General features: G+C 62.4%; 22 protein-coding genes. 10 read left to right on the top strand and 12 right to left on the bottom strand.

Annotated elements, in window-relative coordinates:
- The first annotated feature begins 379 nt into the window (after positions 1–379).
- Complete coding sequence (locus PF66_RS14660; RefSeq protein WP_054063072.1) at positions 380–1,093, top strand: UTRA domain-containing protein; 714 nt, start codon at positions 380–382, stop codon at positions 1,091–1,093.
- Positions 1,094–1,187: 94 nt separating this feature from the next.
- Here the strand turns inward: PF66_RS14660 and PF66_RS14655 are convergent, their stop codons facing one another.
- The 7 genes from PF66_RS14655 to minC form a co-directional block, all read right to left on the bottom strand.
- Positions 1,188–3,359 (bottom strand): mechanosensitive ion channel family protein, encoded by a 2,172-nt coding sequence (locus PF66_RS14655; RefSeq protein ID WP_054057184.1) that lies wholly within the window; start codon positions 3,357–3,359, stop codon positions 1,188–1,190.
- A 62-nt stretch (positions 3,360–3,421) separates the two neighbouring features.
- Positions 3,422–3,598: a hypothetical protein gene (locus PF66_RS33195; protein WP_192842661.1), complete on the bottom strand. Its 177-nt coding sequence runs from the start codon at positions 3,596–3,598 to the stop codon at positions 3,422–3,424.
- A gap of 325 nt (positions 3,599–3,923) precedes the next feature.
- Positions 3,924–5,213, bottom strand: coding sequence for a M18 family aminopeptidase (locus PF66_RS14645; RefSeq protein WP_054057182.1), 1,290 nt, complete (start codon positions 5,211–5,213; stop codon positions 3,924–3,926).
- A 171-nt stretch (positions 5,214–5,384) separates the two neighbouring features.
- Positions 5,385–6,020 carry an RluA family pseudouridine synthase gene (locus tag PF66_RS14640; protein WP_010449126.1) on the bottom strand — a complete coding sequence of 212 codons (636 nt, stop codon included), beginning with the start codon at positions 6,018–6,020 and terminating at the stop codon, positions 5,385–5,387.
- A 129-nt stretch (positions 6,021–6,149) separates the two neighbouring features.
- Positions 6,150–6,404 (bottom strand): cell division topological specificity factor MinE, encoded by a 255-nt coding sequence (gene minE / locus PF66_RS14635; protein ID WP_010449114.1) that lies wholly within the window; start codon positions 6,402–6,404, stop codon positions 6,150–6,152.
- 3 nt (positions 6,405–6,407) lie between these two features.
- Positions 6,408–7,220: a septum site-determining protein MinD gene (gene minD, locus PF66_RS14630; protein ID WP_017904738.1), complete on the bottom strand. Its 813-nt coding sequence runs from the start codon at positions 7,218–7,220 to the stop codon at positions 6,408–6,410.
- Positions 7,221–7,426: 206 nt separating this feature from the next.
- Entirely contained in the window at positions 7,427–8,164 is a 738-nt protein-coding gene (minC, locus tag PF66_RS14625; protein ID WP_054057210.1) for a septum site-determining protein MinC, read from the bottom strand.
- Between the two features lie 120 nt (positions 8,165–8,284).
- Between minC and PF66_RS14620 the strand changes: the two genes are divergently transcribed.
- Complete coding sequence (locus tag PF66_RS14620; protein ID WP_054057181.1) at positions 8,285–9,220, top strand: lipid A biosynthesis lauroyl acyltransferase; 936 nt, start codon at positions 8,285–8,287, stop codon at positions 9,218–9,220.
- A 72-nt stretch (positions 9,221–9,292) separates the two neighbouring features.
- A complete protein-coding gene (locus PF66_RS14615) occupies positions 9,293–10,477 on the top strand; it encodes a patatin-like phospholipase family protein (protein WP_054057180.1) in 1,185 nt (394 codons plus the stop codon).
- A 34-nt stretch (positions 10,478–10,511) separates the two neighbouring features.
- On the opposite strand, the gene PF66_RS14610 is transcribed toward PF66_RS14615, so the two are convergent.
- From PF66_RS14610 to PF66_RS14600, 3 genes are all read right to left on the bottom strand, one after another.
- Positions 10,512–11,318 carry a Cof-type HAD-IIB family hydrolase gene (locus tag PF66_RS14610; RefSeq protein WP_054063071.1) on the bottom strand — a complete coding sequence of 269 codons (807 nt, stop codon included), beginning with the start codon at positions 11,316–11,318 and terminating at the stop codon, positions 10,512–10,514.
- Positions 11,319–11,390: 72 nt separating this feature from the next.
- Positions 11,391–12,179: an MlaA family lipoprotein gene (locus tag PF66_RS14605; RefSeq protein WP_026145286.1), complete on the bottom strand. Its 789-nt coding sequence runs from the start codon at positions 12,177–12,179 to the stop codon at positions 11,391–11,393.
- Positions 12,172–13,470 carry a serine/threonine protein kinase gene (locus PF66_RS14600; RefSeq protein ID WP_054057177.1) on the bottom strand — a complete coding sequence of 433 codons (1,299 nt, stop codon included), beginning with the start codon at positions 13,468–13,470 and terminating at the stop codon, positions 12,172–12,174. Before PF66_RS14600 ends, PF66_RS14605 begins: the two co-directional genes overlap by 8 nt.
- Before the next feature lie 235 nt (positions 13,471–13,705).
- Between PF66_RS14600 and PF66_RS14595 the strand changes: the two genes are divergently transcribed.
- Positions 13,706–14,065, top strand: coding sequence for a hypothetical protein (locus PF66_RS14595; RefSeq protein WP_054057176.1), 360 nt, complete (start codon positions 13,706–13,708; stop codon positions 14,063–14,065).
- 64 nt (positions 14,066–14,129) lie between these two features.
- On the opposite strand, the gene PF66_RS14590 is transcribed toward PF66_RS14595, so the two are convergent.
- Positions 14,130–15,680, bottom strand: a complete 1,551-nt coding sequence (locus PF66_RS14590) for a beta (1-6) glucans synthase (protein WP_054063070.1) — start codon at positions 15,678–15,680, stop codon at positions 14,130–14,132.
- 331 nt (positions 15,681–16,011) lie between these two features.
- On the opposite strand from PF66_RS14590, the gene PF66_RS14585 reads away from it, so the two are divergent.
- From PF66_RS14585 to PF66_RS14575, 3 genes are all read left to right on the top strand, one after another.
- Positions 16,012–16,863 carry a glycine betaine ABC transporter substrate-binding protein gene (locus PF66_RS14585; RefSeq protein WP_054057173.1) on the top strand — a complete coding sequence of 284 codons (852 nt, stop codon included), beginning with the start codon at positions 16,012–16,014 and terminating at the stop codon, positions 16,861–16,863.
- 213 nt (positions 16,864–17,076) lie between these two features.
- Positions 17,077–17,388, top strand: coding sequence for a DUF485 domain-containing protein (locus tag PF66_RS14580; protein WP_017904749.1), 312 nt, complete (start codon positions 17,077–17,079; stop codon positions 17,386–17,388).
- Positions 17,385–19,043: a cation acetate symporter gene (locus tag PF66_RS14575; protein WP_054057172.1), complete on the top strand. Its 1,659-nt coding sequence runs from the start codon at positions 17,385–17,387 to the stop codon at positions 19,041–19,043. The genes PF66_RS14580 and PF66_RS14575 overlap by 4 nt, the downstream gene beginning before the upstream one ends.
- A gap of 298 nt (positions 19,044–19,341) precedes the next feature.
- Here the strand turns inward: PF66_RS14575 and gltA are convergent, their stop codons facing one another.
- A complete protein-coding gene (gene gltA / locus PF66_RS14570) occupies positions 19,342–20,631 on the bottom strand; it encodes a citrate synthase (RefSeq protein ID WP_054057171.1) in 1,290 nt (429 codons plus the stop codon).
- A 352-nt stretch (positions 20,632–20,983) separates the two neighbouring features.
- Between gltA and sdhC the strand changes: the two genes are divergently transcribed.
- The 3 genes from sdhC to sdhA are packed head-to-tail and all read left to right on the top strand — an operon-like array spanning position 20,984 to position 23,508.
- Positions 20,984–21,370 (top strand): succinate dehydrogenase, cytochrome b556 subunit, encoded by a 387-nt coding sequence (gene sdhC / locus PF66_RS14565; protein ID WP_177057650.1) that lies wholly within the window; start codon positions 20,984–20,986, stop codon positions 21,368–21,370.
- Positions 21,364–21,732: a succinate dehydrogenase, hydrophobic membrane anchor protein gene (sdhD, locus tag PF66_RS14560; RefSeq protein ID WP_054057170.1), complete on the top strand. Its 369-nt coding sequence runs from the start codon at positions 21,364–21,366 to the stop codon at positions 21,730–21,732. The genes sdhC and sdhD overlap by 7 nt, the downstream gene beginning before the upstream one ends.
- Before the next feature lie 3 nt (positions 21,733–21,735).
- The gene (gene sdhA, locus PF66_RS14555) at positions 21,736–23,508 is read left to right on the top strand and encodes a succinate dehydrogenase flavoprotein subunit (protein ID WP_054057169.1); all 1,773 of its coding nucleotides are present in this window, start codon (positions 21,736–21,738) and stop codon (positions 23,506–23,508) included.
- Positions 23,509–23,514: the final 6 nt, after the last annotated feature.

Raw genomic sequence — 23,514 nt, 5'->3', positions numbered from 1 at the left:
AGCTCCTTTGGGCGTTTTTCAACGCGAAGATCTTGATCGACAGTTTTTATATGCGTAGTGCGGCGGTTGGACGTTTGGTCTAGGTCAGCAATACCTGAGCCAATTTAAGCCTGCTGCATGACACTTTAATGTCGGCATCAGTCCTGCAAGGATTTTTCCTCGTAGCACCCGTGACCGCCGAGTTAAGCGTAGACTATTGATAAACTACTGATATTAAAGGGAATTTGTGTTGTGGGACGGTCGTTCCGCTGCACCGTTTCGTCGCTTTGTCACATATCAGTCATGTGCATTGCCTAGGCTGGGTGCTGCAACCGGAGACCGCGATGCCGCGCGGTTTTGCCCTGAAATAGTGCTGGACTAGTCCAAATAGGTAACGTTGATGCGCGAAGAGGCACCAAAGGCGGTGACAGCTATCGGTCTGGCGCTGCACGAGCAGATCGAGCATGGGCTGCTGCCCGGCGGAAGCAAACTGCCGGCCGAGCGCAAGCTCAGCGAGTTGTTCAGCACCACCCGGATCACCGTGCGCGAGGCCTTGTTGCAACTGGAAGCCCAGGGGCTGATCTACCGCGAGGAGCGTCGGGGCTGGTTCGTCTCGCCGCCGCGGCTGGCCTACAACCTGATGCAGCGCAGCCACTTCCATGCAATGGTCAGTGCCCAGGGGCGGGTACCTTCCACCCAGGTGCTGTCGGCACGGCTGCAGCCGGCTTCGGCGTCGGTATGCGAGTGGTTGCAATTGCCGGCGCTGTCGAGCGTGATCCAGATCTGCCGGGTGCGACGGATCGACGAGCGGCAGGTGCTGTATGTCGAGCACTACCTCAACCCGCAGTACTTCCCGGGCATTCTCGAGTTCGACCTGAACCAGTCGATCACCGAACTCTATGCCCGGCACTACGACCTGCACTACGGGCGGGTGCGCTTCGAGATCGTGCCGACCTCATTGCCGCTGGAGGCTGCCGCGGCATTGCGGGTGTCGTCCGGCAGCCCGGGGCTGCGGATTGCGCGGGTCAACTATGACCAGCACCAGCGCCTGATCGACTGCGACCTGGAGTTCTGGCGGCACGATGCGATCCACGTCGGGGTGGATGTGTTGTAGGAGCCGGGCTTGCCCGCGAATGCGTCCGAAATATCGCTAAAAGCTTCGCGGGCAAGCCCGGCTCCTACAGGGGGGAGAGGCAGGACGGTGGTGCTCAGGACTTGACTGGTTGCTCGGTTTGCACACCGCCACCGGCCGTCACCACCTGCACGCTCAGGCGTGGAGTCGCCAGGTCCAGGCCGGATTCGTCCATGGTCCGTTTCAGCGCCAGGTTGAACGCCCGCGAAACCTCCCATTGCTTGATCGGTGCGGTCTTGAAGCGGGCCCGCAGGACCGCGCTGCCGGACTCGAAGCTCTCTACGCCCTGGATCTCCAGCGGTGACCAGATGTTGCGCCGCTGCAACGGATCCGTGCGCATCTTCTGGCCGACATCGCGCATCAGCTTGATCGCATCGTCGATCGCCATGTTGTAGGGGATCGCCACGCGGAAGATCGCGTAGCCGAACTCCCGTGAGTAGTTCTTGATGCTCTTGATCTCGCTGAACGGAATGGTGTGGACGATGCCGTCGATGTCCCGCAGGCGCACCGTGCGGATGGTCAGGCCCTCGACGGTGCCGAGGTGACCGCCGACGTCGACGTAGTCGTCGATGGCCAGGGAGTCCTCGATGATGATGAACAGGCCGGTGATCAGGTCCGCCACCAGCGACTGCGCACCGAAACCGATGGCCAGACCGATCACACCGGCACCGGCCAGCAGGGGCGTGACGTTCATGCCCATGTTCGCCAGGGCGACGATCAGCGCGATGATGAAGATCGCCACGAACAGCACGTTGCGGATCAGCGGCATCATGGTCTGCGCCCGGGCGTTGGCCAGGCCCTTGCGCGAGCGGGTGAGGGCGTGGTGCACGGCGGTATCGGCGAGAATCCACACCAGCCAGGCGAAGATCAGCGTGCCGCCGAGGCCGAACAGCCGAACACTGACCTCGCGGCCCTCGCCCTCGGTGAAGCGGATCAGCGACATGCCCCAGACCCGCAGGCCGAGTTCGATGAAGAACAGCCAGACCGCCAGGTGCACCAGGGTGTAGCAGAAGCTCTTCAACCGTTCGGAGTACAGCGTATGGCGCCGGTGCCCGCGCTGGGGCTTGAGGGCATGGCGGCGCACCAGGCCGTTGATCACCATGCACAGCACCACCAGCACGGTACAGATCAGCGACTGGCGCAGGGCGGTACTGGTGTCGCCAGCGGAGAAGAAGGTCGCGAACAGCGAGATCGCCACCAGGATCAGCGCGGGAACGAACCAGAAGCTGCCGAGGATATCGATGGTGTCGCTCAGGGCGCGGCGGGTCAGCCGGCGGGACAGCGGCTGGTTGCGGATCAGGTGCGCGATGGGGCGACGGAAGCGCAGGATGAACAGGCCGGTGGAGAGCGCGGCCATCACGTTGACGAAGGTCGCGGCGGTATGGGCCAGGTGGCTGCCGAGGCTGGCGATCAGGCGCGGGTCGCTCAGGGCTTCGCCGAATGCGGCGAAACTGCCGATCAGCCACAGCGGCCGGAAAGCCCGGCGGCGCAGGATATGCAGGGCCTGATGGCGATGCGGGCCGTCGAGCAGGGAGAAGGCGATCACGCAGATCGCCGAGAAACAGGTACCGACCACCAGTGCATAGGCCAGCGCCATCGCCAGATCCTTGCCCAGGGACGAGGGCAGGGCGTAGGTCAGGTAGACGGTGATCAGCAGCGCGATCATCCACGGCCCGAGCTTGCGCAGGGCAAAGCGCAGCAGGTCGACGGTGCGTGGGTGCTGGGGCAGTTCCTCGGTGAGGCCGAAGCGCAGGCGCACCCGATGGCCGAGCCAGATCATCGCCCAGGCCAGGCAACTCCAGAGCAGCAGGATCAGGGCAAAGGCGGAGATGATCGGCAGCCATTCGCTGGCCGGAAGCATCAGCGCCATCATCTCCTGCCTGGCCTGGTCGAACTCCAGCGACCAGCGAGTGAGCGGGCTGTCATTGCCGGTGAACTGCTTTTCGAAGTCGGCCAGGGTGCTGCCGATCAGCCCCAGTACCCCCACTTCGGCGGCCGGCTGGGCCTTTTTCGTGCTGTCCCGGAGCTTTTTCAGGTCGCTCAGCAGCTTGCTGCGCTGCTGGTCGTTCTCCAGGTTCCTGATGACTTCGTCGAGCGACTGGGCCAGGGGCTCGGTCGGTTGTGGCTGGGTTTTCTCGGCGCTGCCCAGCAGGCTCGGCAGGCCGACAGCCTGGGCGGGAACCAGGGGCAGTAACGCCAGCAGGCAGATGAACAGTAAGGTGGGCAGAGCGGAAAGGCGGGCGAACACTAGGCAGTCAACCATACAGGTGCGGATCGACCGAGTGTACGCCAGCCTCGGGCGCCGCGCATTTATTCAGCCAGTTTGGCGAGGATCTTGTAGACCACGGTCCCGAGGATCAACAGCATGCCAAGCCACATCAGCACCGGGCCGGCCCGGTTTTCACGAAAGTTGAAGCCCACGGCCAGCAACAGCATGCCTCCCAGGATCGGGATGAGCATCGAGTGGAACTCGAACGGTGTGATCATGACGACGGCCTTGTCGAAGGGATACACCTTTAGTTTAGGTCGCTTTGGTGGAGATGCCTTGATGTGTATCAGGGGCGATCAGGTCAGGTGATGGTGCCTGATCCGGTAGGGACGGTGGGCATTGTCGGAGCCAACTGTCTTCAGCGTACTGCCGATAAGCGGCAGAACAGGCTTGCGCATGTGGGGCGCTGTTCATCGGGCTGGCGTGCGCCGGGAGCGGGCTTGTCAGCCAAGCCGGTCTGGCGTGCGCCAGAAGCTTCGCGGACAAGCCCTCCCACAGCCAGGTGTGTTCCCGCTGCTGCTCTTTCCTGCGAGAGCACAGGGCTCAGGGCAGTTCGGGGCTGGCGTAGAACGCGCTCAGGACCTTCACCAGGTGGGCCAGGTCATGGCTGCCCGCCAGTTCGCGGATCGAGTGCATGGCGAAGGTCGGCAGGCCGATATCCACGGTACGCACGCCCAGGTGGCTGGCGGTGATCGGGCCGATGGTCGAGCCGCAGCCCATGTCGCTGCGCACCACGAAGCTTTGTACCGGGACTTCCTCGGACATGCACAGGTGGCGGAAGAAACCGGCGGTTTCGCTGTTGGTGGCGTAGCGCTGGTTGTTGTTGACCTTGATCACCGGCCCGGCGTTAAGTTTCGGGCCATGGTTGGCGTCGTGCTTCTCGGCATAGTTGGGGTGTACGCCATGGGCGTTGTCCGCCGAGACCAGCAGCGATTTCTGGATCGTGCGCACATAGTCCTCGCCATCCGGCAGGAGGCGGCGCAGGGTCTGTTCGAGCATCGGGCCGTCGGCACCGCAGGCGGAGCAGGAGCCGACTTCCTCGTGGTCGTTGCAGACCAGGATGCAGGTTTCATCACTGTCGGCGCTGAGCAGCGCCTGCAAGCCAGCGTAGCAGGACAGCAGATTGTCCAGGCGGGCGCCGGCGATGAAGTCGCCGTTGAGACCGATCACGGCTGCGCTCTGGGTGTCGTAGAAGCTCAGCTCGTAATCGAGCACCACGTCGGCGCTGAGGTCGTGTTCACGGGCCAACTGGTCGGTGAGCACGGCGCGGAAGTCCACGCGCTCGTCGCCGGCGAACTGGGCCAGGATCGGAGGCAGCTCGTTCTGCGGGTTGATCGCCCAGCCCTGGTTGGCCTCACGGTTGAGGTGAATGGCCAGGTTGGGAATGGTCGCGATCGGCGCCTTGAAGTCGATCAGTTGGCTTTCGACCTTGCCGTCACGACGGAAGGTGACACGACCGGCCAGGGACAGGTCGCGGTCGAACCACGGCGCTAGCAGGGCGCCGCCGTAGACTTCGACACCCAGTTGCCAGAAGCCCTGGCGCTGCAGTTCGGGTTGCGGCTTGACCCGCAGGCACGGGCTGTCGGTATGGGCACCGACCATGCGGATACCCGATTGCAGCGGCGCGTTTTCGCCGAGCTTGATGGCGATGATGGAAGAGTCGTTGCGGGTGACGTAATAGCGACCACCGGCCGCGGTGTGCCAGGTTTCACGCTCATCGAGACGCTGATAACCCGCTGCCTCCAGGCGCTTGACCAGGCTGGCGGTGGCATGAAAGGGGGTGGGGGAGGCCTTGAGGAAGTCGATCAGGCCTTGGTTCAACTCTTCGCGCATAAGTGGCTCCAGACAGCAGTGTCGGGAGTTTACCGTATCTTTGTAGGAGCGTGGCTTGCCCGCGAAGCCTTTGGCGGCCTCAAGGACGCATTCGCCGGCAAGCCGGGCTCCTACAAGAGCGAGCTACACTCAGGAATCGATGTCGAGCGCAGGAGCCTTGCACGACGCGATTCAGAACGGCGCCGGGCACTCGAAGCGCAGGCGCTCGCCGCTTTGCGGGTGGGTGAAGCTCAGCATGCTGGCATGCAGGCACAGCCGTGGCCAGGCCGCCAGGGCCTGCGGGTGGGCATACAGGCCGTCACCGAGCAGCGGATGACCGATGGACAGCATGTGTACCCGCAACTGATGCGAGCGCCCGGTGATCGGCGTCAGTTCCACCCGGCACCAGTCGGCATGGCGCTCCAGCACTTTCCAGAAGGTCAGGGCATGCTTGCCAAACTCGTGATCGACCACATGCCGGGGCTTGGTCGGCGGGTCGTAGCGCAACGGCAGGTCGATGCTGCCGCTGTCCAGTTCCGGCTGGCCCCAGCAGAGCGCGGTGTAGGCTTTCTCGGTTTCCCGGTCATGGAACTGGCGCGACAGTTCGCGATGGGTATCGGGGTCGCGGGCCAGCAGGATGATGCCCGAGGTTTCCCAGTCCAGCCGGTGAACGATCAGGGCTTCCGGATAACCGTTTTCCTGCAGGCGGGTGATCAGGCAATCCTTGTTGTCATCGGCGCGGCCCGGGACGGAGAGCAGCAGGGTCGGCTTGTCCACCACCAGCACGGCGGCGTCCTGATGGATGATGCGGATATTCGACAGCGGCATTGAAACAGTCTCGTAACAAACGCCAACGGCGGCCCGATGCTGCTCACACCGCGCGCCTTGCAGGAGCCGGCTCCCACAACAGCGTTATGTGTGAACATCACCGGGCCGCCGTGGCGCCGGCCGGATCGATCAGCGATCAGGCAGGGTGATATTGAGTTCCAGGATCGAGCAACTGCCCTGGTTCTCCAGGGCGACGTGCACGTCATCGGACCCGATATTGACGTACTTGCGGATCACTTCGACCAGCTCCTGCTGCAGGGCGGGCAAGTAGTCCGGGGTGCTGCGTTGGCCGCGTTCGTGCGCCACAATGATCTGCAGACGCTCTTTCGCGACCGACGCGGTGCTTACTTTTTTGCTGGCACGAAAGAAGTCAAAAAGGTTCATTGCTTAGTTGCCTCCAAACAGGCGCTCGAAGAATCCCTTCTTCTGTGCATCGAGGAAACGATGCTCGACGGTCTTGCCCAGCAGGCGGTCAACCGCATCGCTGTAGGCCTGGCCAGCATCGCTCTGGTCGTCGAGGATGACCGGTACGCCCTGGTTGGATGCCTTGAGCACCGCCTGGGATTCGGGGATGACGCCCAGCAGGGTCACGGCCAGGATTTCCTTGACGTCCTCGACGCCAAGCATTTCGCCCTTGCTCACGCGCTCCGGGTTGTAGCGGGTCAGCAGCAGGTGTTCCTTGATCGGCTCGCCGCCCTGTTCGGCACGACGCGACTTGCTGGCCAGCAGGCCGAGCATGCGGTCGGAGTCACGGACCGAGGAGACTTCCGGGTTGGTCACGACGATCGCCTCGTCGGCGAAGTACATGGCCAGGTGGGCGCCGGTCTCGATGCCGGCCGGGGAGTCGCAGACCACGAACTCGAAGCTTTCCTTGAGTTCCATCAGGACCTTTTCCACGCCTTCCTTGGTCAGCGCATCCTTGTCACGGGTCTGGCTGGCTGCCAGCACGTACAGGTTTTCCAGGCGCTTGTCCTTGATCAGGGCCTGCTGCAGGTTGGCTTCGCCGTTCACGACGTTGACGAAGTCGTACACCACGCGGCGCTCGCAGCCCATGATCAGGTCGAGGTTACGCAGGCCGACGTCGAAGTCGACGATCACTGTCTTGTGGCCGCGCAGCGCGAGGCCGGTACCGATGGCGGCGCTGGTGGTGGTCTTACCCACACCACCCTTGCCGGATGTAACCACGAGAATCTTGGCCAAGGTGTTTCACCCCTAAGGAAAAAGGACTCTGTTTTAGCCCCTGAAGAACGTCGCTGAAAAACAACTGTAGTCGTATGGCTTGAGCCGGGAAGCGGCGAAATGTTTAAAGTACCGGCGGTAATTTTTACATTTCGTGTTTTCCTAAGCCCTTTAAGCCATTTTCGCTACGAAGAAGGCGACATTTCGGAAATGGCGGCAAGTATCCGTTAAAGACGGATGATGTTCAACACATCGCCGGACAAGCTGATCTGAACGCCCGACCCCCACAGCGGATCACGACGCAGATCCTCGGAAACCTTGTAGTGGCCGGCAATCGACACCAGTTCGGCGCTCAGTTGCTGGCAGAAAATTCGTGCCTTGGTGTCGCCCTTGACACCCGCCATTGCACGACCACGCATAGGTCCGTAAACATGGATGTTGCCATCGGCCATAAGTTCCGCGCCGGGGCTGACGGAAGAAACCACCACCAGGTCGCCGCCCTTGGCGTAGACCTGCTGGCCACCGCGCACCGGGGTGGTGATGATCCGGGTTGGCTGGATGGTCGGCTCCGGTGGTTTTTCCGGTACTTTCTTCACTTCGCCTTCGGTCGGATCGACCGGCCGCTCGCGGGCACCGGACGGCGGCAGCACGGGCAGGTCAATGGCGATCGCGGCGGCGATGTCTTCGATCCGGTTGGCGCGGATTGCCAGGGTCCGCAGGCCGTGCTGGCGGCAGACGCGCATCAGCCCGGGCAGGTCGATGGCACCCTGGTCGGCGGGAAGTTTGTCCAGGGCCAGCACCAGCGGGGTATTGCTGAAGAAGTTCGGCGCCTGGACGACCTTGGCTGCCAGTTGGCGGTCGAGGGCTTCGAGGTTGTTCTGCGCCAGTTCCAGCACCGTAATGGCGAGCATGCTGCCCTTCAGCTGGAACACGGGATCCTGGTCTAGCGGTTCGGTTTGGCTCATGGTCGGCATAACGTGGCTTGTCGCTAAAAGTGCCGAGACTTATAACGAGAACGCCCGCGCCCCGCAAGCCGCGCCGAACCGTTGTAGAATGCGCGACCCTGTGTCTGCCCGGAATCATTAATGGATCGCCCGCGTTTTCAAGCCGCTTTTCTTCATCCACGCTACTGGCTGCTCTGGTTGGGGCTGGGGCTGCTCTGGCTGATCGTCCAATTGCCCTACTGTGTCCTGTTGCGCATCGGCCGTGTGCTGGGGCTGGCCATGTACCGGGTGGCCGGCGAGCGCCGGCGCATCGCCGCGCGCAACCTGGAGCTGTGTTTCCCGGAAAAGGGCGCCGCCGAGCGCACCCGTCTGCTCAAGGAAAACTTCGCGTCCACCGGCATCGCCTTCTTTGAAATGGCCATGAGCTGGTGGTGGGCCAAGCCGCGCCTGGCGCGCCTGGCCCATGTCGAGGGCCTCGAGCATCTGCTGCAGGCCCAGCGCGAAGGCAAGGGCGTGATCCTCATGGCGCTGCATTTCACCACCCTGGAAATCGGTGCGGCTCTGCTCGGCCAGCAGCACACCATCGATGGCATGTATCGCGAGCACGGCAATGCGCTGTTCGACTTCATCCAGCGACGTGGGCGCGAGCGGCACAACCTCGATTCCCTGGCTGTGGAACGTGACGACGTGCGCGGCATGCTCAAGCTGCTGCGTTCCGGTCGGGCGATCTGGTACGCCCCCGACCAGGACTACGGGATCAAGCAGAGCATCTTCGTGCCGCTGTTCGGCATTCAGGCGGCGACCGTCACCGCGACCAGCAAATTCGCCCGCCTGGGCAAGGCGCTGGTGGTGCCGTTCACCCAGGAGCGCCTGGCCGACGGCAGCGGTTACCGGCTGGTGATCCATCCGCCGCTGGAGGATTTCCCGGCTGAGTCCGAGGAGGCCGATTGCCTGCGGATCAACCGCTGGGTCGAGGTTTCGCTGCGGGCCTGCCCCGAGCAGTACCTGTGGACGCACCGCCGGTTCAAGAGCCGGCCGGCGGGAGAACCACGACTCTACGACAAAAAGCGACGATAAACCGGAGCAGCCCCTTGCTGTCGGGGAAGGGCCTGGTGTATCAGGTAGCTAGCTGACTGACGGAGTGTCGCGATGAGTCCAACTGAACCGGTTACCGGCCTTATTCTCTCGGGAGGGGGCGCACGAGCCGCGTATCAGGTGGGGGTATTGGCGGCCATTGCCGAACTGCTGCCGCCGGGGGCGAGCAACCCGTTTCCGGTAATCGTCGGTACTTCGGCCGGAGCGATCAATGCGGTCAGTCTCGCCAGTGGGGCGATGAACTTCACCGCGGCCATCGAGCGTCTCAGCGCGTTCTGGCAGAACTTTCGCAGCCATCGGGTACTGCGCAGCGACTGGCCGGGTGTTATTCACCAGGCTGCGCGGTTTTTCGGTCACAGCCTGCTTGGCCTGGGCTCACAGGTGCCGGTGGCCCTGCTCAACAGTTCGCCGCTGCGCGATCTGCTCAACGAGAAAATCCATCTGCCGGGTATCGAGCAGGCCATCGAGCATCACCAATTGCGTGCGGTGGCGGTGACGGCCTTCGGCTACGAGTCGGGGCAGGCAGTGACCTTCTACCAGGGCAAGGGCGCCATCGATTCCTGGCTGCGTCACCGGCGCATCGGCGTGCCGACCGAGTTGACGGTCGATCATCTGCTGGCCAGCTCGGCCATTCCCTTGCTGTTCGCCCCGGTCAAGCTGGACCACGAGTATTTCGGCGACGGTGCGGTGCGCCAGTCGGCGCCGATCAGTCCGGCGCTGCACCTGGGCGCCAGCCGGGTACTGGTAGTCGGGGTCAGCGGCAATTCCCGTGGTCTCGACACCCGGGCCGCGGTGGAGCGTACCTACACCGGCCAGCAGCCGAGCCTGGCGCAGATCAGTGGGCACATGCTCAACAGCACCTTCATCGACAGCCTGGAAAGCGACATCGAGCTGTTGCAGCGCCTGAACCAGTTCAGCCGGATGCTGCCGCCTCACCAGCCGCGCAGCCTGGGGTTGGCACCGGTGGATGTGCTGGTGATCGCGCCCAGCCGGCCTCTGGACGAGATCGCCGCCCGTCACCGACATGAACTGCCACCGGCGCTGCGCACCTTCCTGCGTGGCCCGGGCGCGACCCGCACCAGTGGCGCCGGAGTGCTCAGCTATCTGTTGTTCGAGGCGGGTTACTGCAGCGAGCTGATCGAACTGGGCCGCCGTGACGCGTTGGCCAAGCGCGATGAGTTGTGCCATTTCCTCGGTTTGCCCCATGCGGTGATGTTGCAGACAGCCTCGGCCAGTTGACCCGATCGATGGCGGTTGATCTTCTGTCGTCGGCTCAGCCCAGCAGGTTGATCGCCAGGTAGCGGGCCACCGCCTCCTCGGTGCAGGCACCGATGGTTTCGTGTCCGGGCAGCGCCTCTGTCACCTTGTGGTGCGCCGTGCCCATGACCAGGCCCTTGCCGGCGATCGTGAGCATTTCCACGTCGTTCATGCCGTCACCGAAGGCGATGCAGCGGCTCAGGGGGATGTCCAGGAACTCGGCGAGTCGTTTCAGTGCATTGCCCTTGGACACCGTGCTGGCCATGAACTCCAGGCAGAAGGGTGATGAAAAGGTGCTGTGCACGGTGTTGCCGAGCAGGGTCTTGAGTCGCGTGTCGAGCGCCACCAGGGCCTCGTGGTCACGCCCCGGGTGGATAAAGAAGAGCTTCTCGACACCCTGCAATGGAAATTCCCTGGCCGCGAGAATGGTCGGCGCAAAATTATCCTGCAGGGTGAAGGTGGCGAGCAGTGCGCGATCGGCGTTGGTGATCCAGCGGGAGTCGCAGTAGGCGTTGATCATCAGGCCCGCGGTTCCCTGCGTGGCGTCGAGCAGGCTGCGCACCACGTCTTCGTCCAGGTACTCGCAGGCGACCAGGCTTTTGCAGGCGCTGGTGATGCAGGCACCGTTGGAGGTGATCAGGTGCACCGGCAGCGGGTAATCGTGCAGGATCGCTTCGACCTCGGGGCGGCTGCGCCCGGTGGCAATCACCACATGGCGACCGGACTCGACCAGTCGGTCGAGCACCGAGCGGGAATACTCACCGATCCGGTCGTTCGGAAGCAGCAGGGTACCGTCGAGGTCGGAGGCGATCAGGCTGTACATCTCTCAATCCTTATGGTTTGCGCTGCTTTTTGTGGGGGCCGGCTCCCCCACCATCCCCCATGGGTTCCCGGCCTACTCGGCGATCTGCAGCTTGCGTGCCTCGGTATAGACGTAGCGTACCTTCTCGTACTCGAACGGCGAGTTCAACTGGCCATAGCGGAAGCTGGTGGTATAGCGCTTGTCGATGGCGCGCAGGGCGTAGATCTCCGGATGGTTCTCGCTGGTCTCGGAGACGTTGAGGAAGTTGATCTGCGATTCCGCCGCGAAATCGAACACCAGGCCGCCGGTGTCACGCAGGTTCGAGGGACCGAAGAACGGCAGTACCAGGTAGGCACCGCCCGGCACTCCGTAGAAGCCCAGTGTCTGGCCGAAGTCCTCGGTCTGGCGCGGCAGGCCCATTTTGGTCGCCGGGTCCCACAGGCCGGCGATGCCGATGGTGGTGTTGAGCAGCAGGCGCCCGGTGGTTTCCAGCGAGCGCTTGCCCTTGAGCTGGAGCAGGCTGTTGAGCAGGTTGGGCACGTCTCCCAGGTTGCTGAAGAAGTTGCTCACGCCACTGCGTACGAAGCCCGGGGTGATGTAGCGGTAGCCGTCGACCACCGGCAGGAACACCCACTGGTCGAAGCGGTAGTTGAAGTGATAGACGCGACGGTTCCACGACTCCAGCGGGTCGTAGACGTTCAGCGCGTTGAGCGTCGAACGTTCGAATTCACGCTGGTCCAGCCCCGGGTTGAACTTGAGTTTTTTCAGCGGCTCGGTGAAACCGTCCGCATCGGGTACGACCGGGTCGTGGGCCTTGCTGTTGTCGGCCTGGGCGTAGCCGGCGCAGAGCAGGGCGGCGATAAGCATCAGATGTTTAGCCACGGAAGAACTCCAGCATGGCGTCGGCGTTGACGCGGTAATTGAGGTTGCCGCAGTGGCCGCCATGGGGATAGACGGTCAGGCGATTGCCGAAGGTGCTGCGCAGGAAGCCCAGGTCGCCAGGGCCGAGGATGACGTCGTCGGCGTTGTGCATCACGGCGATTTTCGGGCTGTCGTGCAGGTAATCCTTGAGGGCGTAGAGGCTGACCTGGTCGATCAGTTGCAGCAGGCTGCCGCCGTCGGTACGGGCGCGCCACATCGGAATCACCTGGTCGGTCAGGTAGCAGTCGAAGTCGCACTGCAGGGCGCGCTTGAGCATCGGCGTCAGGCTGGTGCCCTCGGTGATCGGGTACTTGGGCGGCGTGATCAGTCCGCGGCGGTTGATCAGGTCGGAGGTGAAGGCGATATCGGCCGCCGAGAAGCGGAAGGAGGTACCGATCAGCATCGCCATCTGCTCGTTGGTCAGGTGCTGTTTGGACTGCTGGAAGTCGTAGAGCAGGGCGTCGTTGAGGTCGATGTAGCCCTTCTGCTGGAAGTAGCGGGTCAGCTTGGCCAGCACCAGTTCATAGAAGGTGGTGCTGTTGTTGATGCCCTTGACCTCGGTCTGCACCAGCTTGTCGAGGTTGGTGATGGAGGTATAGAGGTTGACCGGTGGATTGAGCAGCAGCACCTTCTTGAAGTTGAAGCTGCGCCGGGTTTCATCCAGCTTGCTGACGAACGCCGCATCCAGCGCCCCCAGGCTGTAGCCGCTGAGGTAGTAGTCGGTGACCGGCAGTTTCGGGTTCTGCGCACGCACGGCCTGCATCACCCGGTACATGTCCTCGGCATCTTCCTTGGTGATGCCCGGGGTGGCGAAGCGCGAGGCGGCGCTCATGAAGTCGAAGCTGGTGGGCGACGACAGTTGCACCACGTGGTAGCCGGCCTTGTAGTAGAGCTTCTTCAGGTATTCGTTGAGGCTGCTGTCATAACGTGCGCCGGTGCCGGCGATCAGGAAGATCAGCGGTGCCGCGTGGTCCTGGCGGGCGACTCGATAGGTGAGCTTCTTCACCGCCCAGAAGTTGTCCGGGAGGATGAACTCGCGTTCCGGGCGCAGTTGCACGCTGTAGTCGGACTGGTCGATGTCATCGTCGTCGGGCAGCTCCGGGCGCAGGTCCGGCGGGGTGGTGGCGATGGTCGCTTCGAACGGGTTGGTCAACGGGTAGCCATAGCTGGCGGCGTCGACATCGACCGCCAGCGCGGACGCACTCAGAATGAGACCGCCGACAAAAGTGGCGAGACGCAGGGAGCGGAGCATGACTACATCCTTTAAAAGGCGATGCTGAATGGGAGTCGCAGGCTATGACCACTGGGGTACTGCCGAAGTGCCATGTCCGACGACGAAATAATGCAGTCGTGCGGCATTCATCCAGACAATAGCCCACAGACGATACACTTTGCCGCAGTTCGCTGACCAGTTAACCGTTGTTAAAGCTTGCAAGCAGCGCCTCGACGATTATGCTGGGCGCCGTTTTCGCCTATCGGAGCCGTTCATGTCCCGTCGTTTGCCGCTGATTCTGCTGCTTCTCGTTCTGCCGCTGTGGCTGGCTGCCAGTTATGGCGTGCGTTACGGGTTGATGGAGGATGGCCAGTGGGTCGGCATCTGTGTCGATGAGGCGCTGCGCTGGGAATGCCAGGCGCGATCGAACCTGGGTTGGCTGATTCACTTCAAGGTACTGGGCTGGACTGCCCTGGGGGCGGCGGCGCTGGCATTCGTGCTGCCGCGCCGGGTCGGTTGGGGGCTGGCGGTGCTGGCGCTGCTGGTCGGGTTTCCGGCGCTGGCGCTGTACAACACCAGCCTGGCGGTGTTTGCGGTGGTGATCGCTGGCCTGAGGCTGGTGCGGGCGGCCTAGGGGCTGGCTGCAACGGGGAGCCCGCAAGCCGGCTCCCACCGCTCAGCAGCGACTCATATGAAAGTCAGCGGCGAACACCCAGGCTGCGCCACAGCGCGGCGACCATCAGCACGCTGACCAGCGCCCAGCCCCAGGCCTGCGGGTTTTGCAGGCCTTCGCGATACAGCTGCGGCACGATACCGGCACCGATGATGAAGGCCAGCAGGGCGGTTTCTCCCCGGGGCGCGCGGACCGGGCGCATCAGGAACGCCAGTGCCGGTAGCAGCAGTGCCGCGCTCGGGAAGCTGCGATAGCGCGGGTCCAGCGCCAATTCCAGCATCATCACCGCCCCGGCGAAGCCGGTGCCGACCAGCAGCCAGCCGGCACGACGCTCCAACCAGGCGAAGACGCCCTGGCGCCAGCCCGCGCGCTCGCCCAGGGCCAAGGCCGCGTGGGCCAGTACCAGCAGGTTCAGGCCCACCAACAGGCCGGCCCAGAGCCATTCGCCAGTATCGCGGCTGGTCACTCGCGCCAGTTCGCCCCAGGCGCCGATGGAGCAGGCGGCCAGCGCTCCAAGCAGAGGCAGGAGCAGGGCATCACGACGACTGCGTACTCGCCCGCCGATCAGCAGGGTGGCGACGAACACCGCGGCACCGAATGCCAGCCATTGTGGCCAGTACGGCAGGTTCGACACCGGCCCTGCGAGTATGCCCTTGTCCTGGCGGTCGGCGTCGAACAGGCCCCAGTAGCCACCGACCGCGCCTTCGCTGCCGCGTTTCCACGGTTGGTCGAAGGCTTCGATCAGGTTGTAGTGCCAGCCGTTCTGTTCGGCCAGGTTGACGAAGCCGCGAATGAAGCGGGCTTCGTTGACCCGGCTCGGCAGGGCGGTCTCCCGCTGGCGGCCTTCACTCGGCCAGCCGGTTTCGCCGATCAGGATGTCCTTGGGCGCGAAACGGTTGCCGAAGGTCCGGCGGATCTGCGCCACATGGTCGATGGCCGCCTCGATCCCCGCCGGATCGTCCTCCCAGTACGGCAGCAGGTGGATGGTCAGGAAGTCCACCGCCGGTGCGACATCCGGATGGCTGAGCCAGAACTCCCAGACATCGGCATAGGTCACCGGCTGCTTCACATGGGCCTTGACCTTGTGGATCAGCCTCACCAGTTGCGCCGCGGTCACTTCCTTGCGCAGCAGGGTCTCGTTGCCGACGATCACCGCCGTGACCACGTCGGCATTGGCGTTGGCCGAGGCGATCAGCGCGTCGACTTCCTTCTCGGTGTCCACCGGGTTGCTGTTGACCCAGGCACCGATCATCATTTTCAGGCCATGCTTGCGCGCCAGTTCCGGCAGGGCTTCGAGGCCGGTCATGGAATAGGTGCGGATGCATTCGAAGCGGGTCGACAGCAGGGCCAGGTCGGCATCCATGCGCGCAAGGCGCGGCTTGAACGGCTGGTCGAACGGCGATTGGTCCTTGTCGAACGGCGTGTAGGACGCGCATTGCAGCTTGTGCGTCGGCGTCGCGGCATCCGGCAGGATCACCGGTTGGCCAAGGCCATACCAGAATCCGCAGAGGGCCAGGAGGCCCAGCAGGCAGGCAAACAGATAGGGCAATAGCGGAAAGCGGGCGGTGGCGGGCATGGTCGGGCTGTCTGGGGGCAAAGCCGCGCATATTACCCGGAAATACTCTGGCCTTGGGCTCGCGCAGTATTTTGTCATGCAAAGTCCGCAGCAACTGGATGAGGTGTATTCCCAACTGGGTGATTACTGGCTTTCTGATGTCGCTTCTCGCTGCCTTGAGGTCGCTGTCGGATCAGGTTGGTCGCCTGAGTGGGTTGATGATCGGAGTATCAGTACTCCGCTGATGATCGGATGGGTTTGGCCGTGAGGCGTGAAGGGGGCGCCGTGCACCATAACTACACGTTGATGCCGCCCGGCATCCGTCGGGCGCAGCACTTTCGGGGAAGTAACGATGAAAATGCGACGACTCTTAGGCGCAGGTGCCGCTCTGGTACTTGCCATCAGCTCCAACCTGGCCAGTGCCGAAACCAAGACCGTGACCATCGGTTACGTCGACGGCTGGTCCGATAGTGTTGCCACCACCAACGTGGCTGCCGAGGTGATCAAGCAGAAGCTGGGTTACGACGTGAAGCTGCAGGCTGTCGCCACCGGGATCATGTGGCAGGGGGTTGCCACCGGCAAGCTCGATGCGATGCTTTCCGCCTGGCTGCCGGTGACCCACGGTGAATACTGGGCCAAGAACAAGGACAAGGTGGTCGACTACGGTCCCAACTTCAAGGATGCCAAGATCGGTCTGATCGTGCCGGAGTACGTCAAGGCCAAGACCATCGGCGACCTGAAGACCGACGAGAGCTTCAAGAAGAAGATCGTCGGTATCGATGCCGGTTCCGGTGTGATGCTCAAGACCGAGCAGGCCATCAAGGACTACGCGCTCGATGGCTACAAGCTGCAGGCCAGTTCGGGTGCGGCGATGATTGCCGAACTGACCCGTGCCGAAGAGAAGAACGAATCGATTGCCGTCACTGGCTGGGTGCCGCACTGGATGTTCGCCAAGTGGAAACTGCGCTTCCTCGAAGACCCCAAGGGCGTGTATGGCGCGGCGGAGACCGTCAACAGCATCGGCAGCAAGGAACTGGAAAAGAAGGCGCCGGAAGTGGCGGCGTTCCTGAAGAACTTCCAGTGGGCCTCCAAGGACGAGATCGGCGAAGTCATGCTGGCGATCCAGGATGGCGCCAAGCCTGAAGCGGCGGCCAAGGATTGGGTGGCCAAGCACCCGGATCGCGTCAGCGAGTGGACCAAGTAATTCCCCGAAGGCTCTAAATCGCAGTATCCGAGGCCGCCTGGCGTTTTCGCCCGGCGGCCTTCGCGTTTCCGCTCGTTGAACATTTGCCGCGCACAGGCTGAAACCGCGCAACTGAACTAATGTCGTTCTAATACTAAGGTCGTCTGGTTTCGGCTCCAGAGCCGCCTAAAGTGAAAAATGTTTCATCTCATCTGTGCTGCGAGGATAAAAACAATGAACGACAGCATTTACCTCTCGATCCAGAACAGCCCGCGCTTCAAGGAGCTGGTCAGGAAAAGGGAGCGGTTCGCCTGGATTCTCTCGGCGATCATGCTTGGCCTGTATTCGGCTTTCATTCTTCTGATTGCGTATGGACCTCAGGTTCTGGGCGCCAAGCTCAGTCCGACGTCGTCGATCACCTGGGGCATACCCCTGGGTATCGGCCTGATCGTCTCGGCTTTCGTCCTGACCGCCATCTACGTGCGTCGCGCCAACGGCGAATTCGACGACCTGAACAATGAAGTCCTCAAGGAGGCCCAGCAATGATCCGGCGTCTATCCGCGGCCCTGGGCCTGATGGCCTTCGCCCCCGCCCTCTGGGCAGCCGATGCGCTGACGGGCGAAGTGCACAAGCAACCCCTCAATATCCCGGCGATCGTGATGTTCATCGCATTCGTCGGTGCCACCCTGTGTATCACCTACTGGGCGTCCAAGCGCAACAAGTCGGCGGCCGACTACTACGCGGCCGGCGGCAAGATCACCGGTTTCCAGAACGGCCTGGCGATCGCCGGCGACTACATGTCGGCAGCCTCGTTCCTGGGGATTTCCGCGCTGGTGTTCACCTCCGGCTACGATGGCCTGATCTACTCGATCGGCTTCCTGGTGGGCTGGCCGATCATTTTGTTCCTGATCGCCGAGCGTCTGCGCAACCTGGGCAAGTACACCTTTGCCGACGTGGCGTCCTACCGTCTCGGGCAAACCCAGATCCGCTCGCTGTCGGCCTGCGGTTCGCTGGTGGTGGTGGCGTTCTACCTGATCGCCCAGATGGTGGGTGCCGGCAAGCTGATCCAGCTCCTGTTCGGCCTGGACTACCATGTGGCGGTGATCCTGGTGGGCATCCTGATGTGCCTGTATGTGCTGTTCGGCGGCATGCTGGCGACCACCTGGGTACAGATCATCAAGGCCGTGCTGTTGCTGTCGGGCGCCTCGTTCATGGCGCTGATGGTGATGAAGCATGTCAATTTCGACTTCAACACGCTGTTCTCCGAGGCGGTCAAGGTTCACCCCAAGGGTGAGGCGATCATGAGCCCGGGCGGCCTGGTGAAAGACCCGATCTCGGCGTTCTCCCTGGGCCTGGCGCTGATGTTCGGTACCGCCGGCCTACCGCACATCCTGATGCGCTTCTTCACCGTGAGCGATGCCAAGGAAGCGCGCAAGAGCGTGCTGTACGCCACCGGCTTCATCGGCTATTTCTACATCCTGACCTTCATCATCGGTTTTGGCGCGATCCTGCTGGTCAGCACCAATCCGGCGTTCAAGGATGCGGCAGGGGCCTTGCTGGGCGGCAACAACATGGCGGCGGTGCACCTGGCCAACGCCGTGGGAGGCAGCGTGTTCCTCGGCTTCATCTCGGCGGTGGCCTTCGCGACGATTCTCGCGGTGGTGGCTGGCCTGACCCTGGCTGGCGCCTCGGCGGTGTCCCATGACCTGTACGCCAGCGTTTTCCGCAAGGGCAAGGCCAACGAGAAGGACGAGATCCGCGTCTCGAAGATCACCACTGTCGCGCTTGGCGTGCTGGCGATCGGCCTGGGCATCCTGTTCGAGAATCAGAACATCGCGTTCATGGTCGGCCTGGCGTTCTCCATTGCCGCCAGTTGCAACTTCCCGGTGCTGCTGCTTTCGATGTACTGGAAGAAGCTGACCACCCGCGGGGCGATGATCGGTGGCTGGATGGGGCTGATCAGTGCGGTCGGGCTGATGGTTCTTGGCCCAACCATCTGGGTGCAGATCCTGCATCATGAAAAGGCGATTTTCCCCTACGAGTATCCGGCGCTGTTCTCGATGATCATTGCCTTCATCGGGATCTGGTTCTTCTCCATCACCGACAAGTCGACCGCGGCTGAAAACGAGCGGGCGTTGTTCCTCCCGCAGTTCGTGCGTTCGCAGACCGGCCTGGGAGCGAGCGGGGCGGTTTCCCACTGAGGGGTTGTATAGGCTTCTATATATAAGTAGCGAACAAGCCAGTGCCCCGGTCGAGAGACCGGGGCATTTTTATTTTATTGGAGAGGGGCCGGGGAGGGCGCATTCGCGGGCAAGCCCTGCTCCTACAGGTTTCAGTCGTCCATGGATACTCGGATCGACACGATCCTTGTAGGAGCGGGGCTTGCCCGCGAAGAGGCTCGTCCAGGCAATACAGGCCAACCAGAGACGGCACAAATGAAAACGGCCTCTATCAAGAGGCCGTTTCCGGTGCAGCAAAAGGCGTTACGCGAGGCAAACCTTACTTGCGGTCTTCCAGTTTGGTGATGTCACGCGACTCGTAGCCGGTGTACAGCTGGCGTGGACGGCCGATCTTGTAAGGGCTGGAGAGCATTTCCTTCCAGTGGGAGATCCAGCCGACGGTCCGCGCCAGGGCGAAGATCACGGTGAACATGCTGGTTGGAATGCCGATCGCCTTGAGGATGATTCCCGAGTAGAAGTCGACGTTCGGATACAGCGAGCGCTCGATGAAGTACGGATCGGTCAGGGCGATCTCTTCCAGGCGCATGGCCAGTTCCAGCTGCGGATCGTTGGTGATGCCCAGTTCCTTCAACACTTCGTCGCAGGTCTGCTTCATCACGGTGGCGCGCGGGTCGCGGTTCTTGTAGACGCGGTGACCGAAGCCCATCAGCTTGAACGGGTCGTTCTTGTCCTTGGCCTTGGCGATGAACTTGTCGATGTTCGAGACATCGCCGATTTCATCGAGCATGGTCAGTACTGCTTCGTTCGCACCGCCGTGGGCAGGGCCCCACAGTGCGGCGATACCGGCGGCGATACAGGCGAACGGGTTGGCGCCCGAGGAACCGGCCAGGCGCACGGTGGAGGTCGAGGCGTTCTGCTCGTGGTCGGCGTGGAGGATGAAAATCCGGTCCATGGCCTTGGCGAGTACCGGGCTGATCGGTTTGATCTCGCACGGGGTGTTGAACATCATGTGCAGGAAGTTTTCCGCGTACGACAGGTCGTTGCGCGGGTACATCATGGGTTGGCCCATGGAGTACTTGTAGACCATCGCTGCCAGGGTCGGCATCTTGGCCACCAGGCGGACCGCCGAGATCTCGCGGTGCTGGGGGTTATTGATGTCCAGGGAGTCGTGGTAGAAGGCCGACAGGGCGCCGACCACGCCGCACATGACGGCCATCGGGTGGGCGTCGCGACGGAAGCCGTTGAAGAAGCTCTTCAACTGCTCGTGAACCATGGTGTGGTTCTTCACATTGCTGACGAACTTGGCTTTCTGCTCCGCGGTCGGCAGTTCGCCGTTGAGCAGCAGATAGCAGGTTTCCAGGTAGTCGGATTTCTCGGCCAGTTGCTCGATCGGGTAGCCACGATGCAACAAAATGCCGTTATCGCCGTCGATATAGGTGATCTTCGACTCGCAGGACGCGGTCGACATGAAGCCAGGGTCGAATGTGAACCGGCCCGTGGCCGTCAGGCCCCGCACGTCGATTACATCGGGACCAACGGTGCCGGTTAAAATGGGCAGCTCGACGGGGGCTGCGCCCTCGATGATCAACTGCGCTTTTTTGTCAGCCATGTGGCCTCCTATTTATGCTTGAAATCATCTGACAGGCCCCCCACGCAGGGCCCGCACCACTATAGTGAGATAAATTCGAAAGTCAATTTGCCAAAAGTCTTACGGCATAGGGCTTTGAACGGCGCTTTTCCTCGAAATTGACGGCTATTTACGCCTTTTATCCGGTTAACGCAATGCACCCTTAGGGGTAGTCCTTTGCGTTGTCATTAGTAGCCTAACTGTCTATACTCGGCGTCCGACCGCCATGGGCTTTTGGGCCCGATTTATTGGGGGTCGTCACTCCCTGGGTGGTGGGTACCTGACCAGTGCACTTGCCCAACAACTTTGCCCTGATTGTTAGGGGCTCTTCAGTGTGAAAAAAGCCGTGAAAAGCCAACGACCTGTAAACCTAGACCTAAGGACCATCAAACTCCCAGTCACTGCTTACACGTCCATCCTTCACCGTATCTCCGGTGTCATCCTCTTTGTCAGCCTGGCCATCATGCTCTACGCATTGGACAAGTCGCTGAGCTCCGAGGAAGGCTTCGGTCAGGTGAAAGCGTGTCTGACCAGTCCGCTAGCCAAGCTAGTGATTTGGGGCATCCTGTCCGCCTTGCTGTATCACCTGGTCGCCGGTGTGCGCCATCTGATCATGGACATGGGCATCGGTGAGACGCTGGAAGGCGGCAAGCTGGGCTCGAAAATCGTTATCGCCGTTTCCGTGGTGGTAATCGTTCTGGCAGGAGTTTGGATATGGTAACCAACGTCACGAACCTCTCGCGTTCGGGCCTCTATGACTGGATGGCACAGCGTGTGTCTGCGGTCGTTCTCGCGGCTTATTTTCTGTTTCTGATCGGATACATCGTCGTCAACCCAGGCCTGGGCTACGCCCAATGGCATGAGCTGTTCTCTCACGGCTGGATGCGCATCTTCAGCTTGCTGGCCCTGGTGGCCCTGGGCGCTCACGCCTGGGTCGGCATGTGGACCATCGCGACCGACTACCTGACGCCGATGGCGTTCGGCAAGTCCGCGACTGTAGTGCGTTTCCTTTTCCAGGTGGTATGCGGCGTGGCAATGTTCGCGTACTTCGTCTGGGGTGTGCAGATTCTCTGGGGTATCTGATTCATGGCTAACATTCCAACGATTTCTTTCGACGCCATCATCATCGGCGGCGGCGGCGCAGGCATGCGTGCCGCGCTGCAGCTGGCTCAGGGCGGTCACAAGACGGCCGTGATCACCAAGGTGTTCCCGACCCGTTCGCACACCGTATCCGCCCAGGGCGGTATCACTTGCGCCATCGCTTCGGCCGACCCGAACGACGACTGGCGCTGGCACATGTACGATACCGTCAAGGGTTCCGACTACATCGGTGACCAGGACGCTATCGAGTACATGTGTCAGGAAGGCCCGGCTGCGGTATTCGAGCTGGACCACATGGGCCTGCCGTTCTCGCGTACCGAGTCCGGCCGCATCTACCAGCGTCCGTTCGGTGGCCAGTCCAAGGACTTCGGCAAGGGCGGCCAGGCGGCACGTACCTGCGCGGCCTCCGACCGTACCGGTCACGCCCTGCTGCACACCCTGTACCAGGGTAACCTGAAAGCCGGTACCACCTTCCTGAACGAGTATTATGCCGTTGACCTGGTGAAGAACCAGGACGGCGCGTTCGTCGGTGTGATCGCCATCTGCATCGAGACCGGCGAAACCAGCTACATCCGTTCCAAGGCCACCGTTCTGGCCACCGGCGGTGCCGGTCGTATCTACGCCTCCACCACCAACGCCCTGATCAACACCGGTGACGGTGTCGGCATGGCCCTGCGTGCTGGCGTACCGGTGCAGGACATCGAAATGTGGCAGTTCCACCCGACCGGCATCGCCGGCGCCGGTGTGCTGGTCACCGAAGGTTGCCGCGGTGAAGGTGGTTACCTGATCAACAAGCACGGCGAGCGCTTCATGGAGCGTTATGCGCCGAACGCGAAGGACCTGGCTGGTCGCGACGTGGTTGCCCGCTCGATGGTGAAGGAAATTATCGCCGGCAACGGTTGCGGTCCGAACGGCGACCACGTGATGCTCAAGCTCGACCACCTCGGCGAGGAAGTGCTGCACAGCCGCCTGCCAGGCATCTGCGAGCTGTCCAAGACCTTCGCCCACGTCGACCCGGTCGTTGCCCCGGTGCCGGTCGTTCCAACCTGCCACTACATGATGGGCGGCGTTGCCACCAACATCCACGGTCAGGCCATCACCCAGAACGCCGACGGCGAAGACACCATCATCCCTGGCCTGTTCGCAGTGGGTGAAGTGGCTTGCGTATCGGTTCACGGTGCCAACCGCCTGGGCGGCAACTCGCTGCTCGACCTGGTGGTCTTCGGTCGCGCGGCTGGCCTGCACCTGGAGAAGGCGCTGACCGACGGCATCGAATACGACGACGCCACCGAAGCCGACATCAACGCGGCTCTGGCCCGTCTGTCCGCGCTGAACGCGCGTACCGAAGGCGAGGACGTGGCAACCCTGCGTCGCGAGCTGCAAAGCTGCATGCAGAACTACTTCGGTGTATTCCGTACCGGTGAATACATGCAGAAGGGTATCGCCCAGCTGGCCCAACTGCGCGAGCGTATCGCCAACGTCAAGATCAACGACAAGTCGCAGGCGTTCAACACCGCCCGTATCGAGGCGCTGGAACTGCAGAACCTGCTGGAAGTGGCCGAAGCCACCGCCATCGCTGCCGAAGTGCGCAAGGAGTCCCGCGGTGCCCACGCCCGTGAAGACTTCGAAGATCGCGATGACGAAAACTGGCTGTGCCACACCCTGTACTTCCCGGGTGAGAAACGCGTTGCCAAACGTGCTGTTAACTTCTCGCCAAAAACCGTACCGGCTTTCGAGCCTAAAGTCCGGACTTACTAAGGGTGG

Origin of the sequence: Pseudomonas asplenii, assembly GCF_001293465.1 — a bacterium.
GTDB classification, from domain to species: domain Bacteria; phylum Pseudomonadota; class Gammaproteobacteria; order Pseudomonadales; family Pseudomonadaceae; genus Aquipseudomonas; species Aquipseudomonas fuscovaginae_B.
The sequence above is the reverse complement of the archived record's forward strand: the minus strand, read 5'-3'. Positions and strand labels throughout refer to the sequence as shown.

Coding starts and splice junctions, on each gene's coding strand:
- PF66_RS14660 (WP_054063072.1), top strand. CDS start 380: ATGCGCGAAGAGGCACCAAAGGCGGTGACAGCTATCGGTCTGGCGCTG.
- PF66_RS33195 (WP_192842661.1), bottom strand. CDS start 3,598: ATGATCACACCGTTCGAGTTCCACTCGATGCTCATCCCGATCCTGGGA.
- PF66_RS14645 (WP_054057182.1), bottom strand. CDS start 5,213: ATGCGCGAAGAGTTGAACCAAGGCCTGATCGACTTCCTCAAGGCCTCC.
- PF66_RS14640 (WP_010449126.1), bottom strand. CDS start 6,020: ATGCCGCTGTCGAATATCCGCATCATCCATCAGGACGCCGCCGTGCTG.
- minE (WP_010449114.1), bottom strand. CDS start 6,404: ATGAACCTTTTTGACTTCTTTCGTGCCAGCAAAAAAGTAAGCACCGCG.
- minC (WP_054057210.1), bottom strand. CDS start 8,164: ATGAGCCAAACCGAACCGCTAGACCAGGATCCCGTGTTCCAGCTGAAG.
- PF66_RS14620 (WP_054057181.1), top strand. CDS start 8,285: ATGGATCGCCCGCGTTTTCAAGCCGCTTTTCTTCATCCACGCTACTGG.
- PF66_RS14615 (WP_054057180.1), top strand. CDS start 9,293: ATGAGTCCAACTGAACCGGTTACCGGCCTTATTCTCTCGGGAGGGGGC.
- PF66_RS14610 (WP_054063071.1), bottom strand. CDS start 11,318: ATGTACAGCCTGATCGCCTCCGACCTCGACGGTACCCTGCTGCTTCCG.
- PF66_RS14600 (WP_054057177.1), bottom strand. CDS start 13,470: ATGCTCCGCTCCCTGCGTCTCGCCACTTTTGTCGGCGGTCTCATTCTG.
- PF66_RS14595 (WP_054057176.1), top strand. CDS start 13,706: ATGTCCCGTCGTTTGCCGCTGATTCTGCTGCTTCTCGTTCTGCCGCTG.
- PF66_RS14590 (WP_054063070.1), bottom strand. CDS start 15,680: ATGCCCGCCACCGCCCGCTTTCCGCTATTGCCCTATCTGTTTGCCTGC.
- PF66_RS14585 (WP_054057173.1), top strand. CDS start 16,012: ATGAAAATGCGACGACTCTTAGGCGCAGGTGCCGCTCTGGTACTTGCC.
- PF66_RS14580 (WP_017904749.1), top strand. CDS start 17,077: ATGAACGACAGCATTTACCTCTCGATCCAGAACAGCCCGCGCTTCAAG.
- PF66_RS14575 (WP_054057172.1), top strand. CDS start 17,385: ATGATCCGGCGTCTATCCGCGGCCCTGGGCCTGATGGCCTTCGCCCCC.
- gltA (WP_054057171.1), bottom strand. CDS start 20,631: ATGGCTGACAAAAAAGCGCAGTTGATCATCGAGGGCGCAGCCCCCGTC.
- sdhD (WP_054057170.1), top strand. CDS start 21,364: ATGGTAACCAACGTCACGAACCTCTCGCGTTCGGGCCTCTATGACTGG.
- sdhA (WP_054057169.1), top strand. CDS start 21,736: ATGGCTAACATTCCAACGATTTCTTTCGACGCCATCATCATCGGCGGC.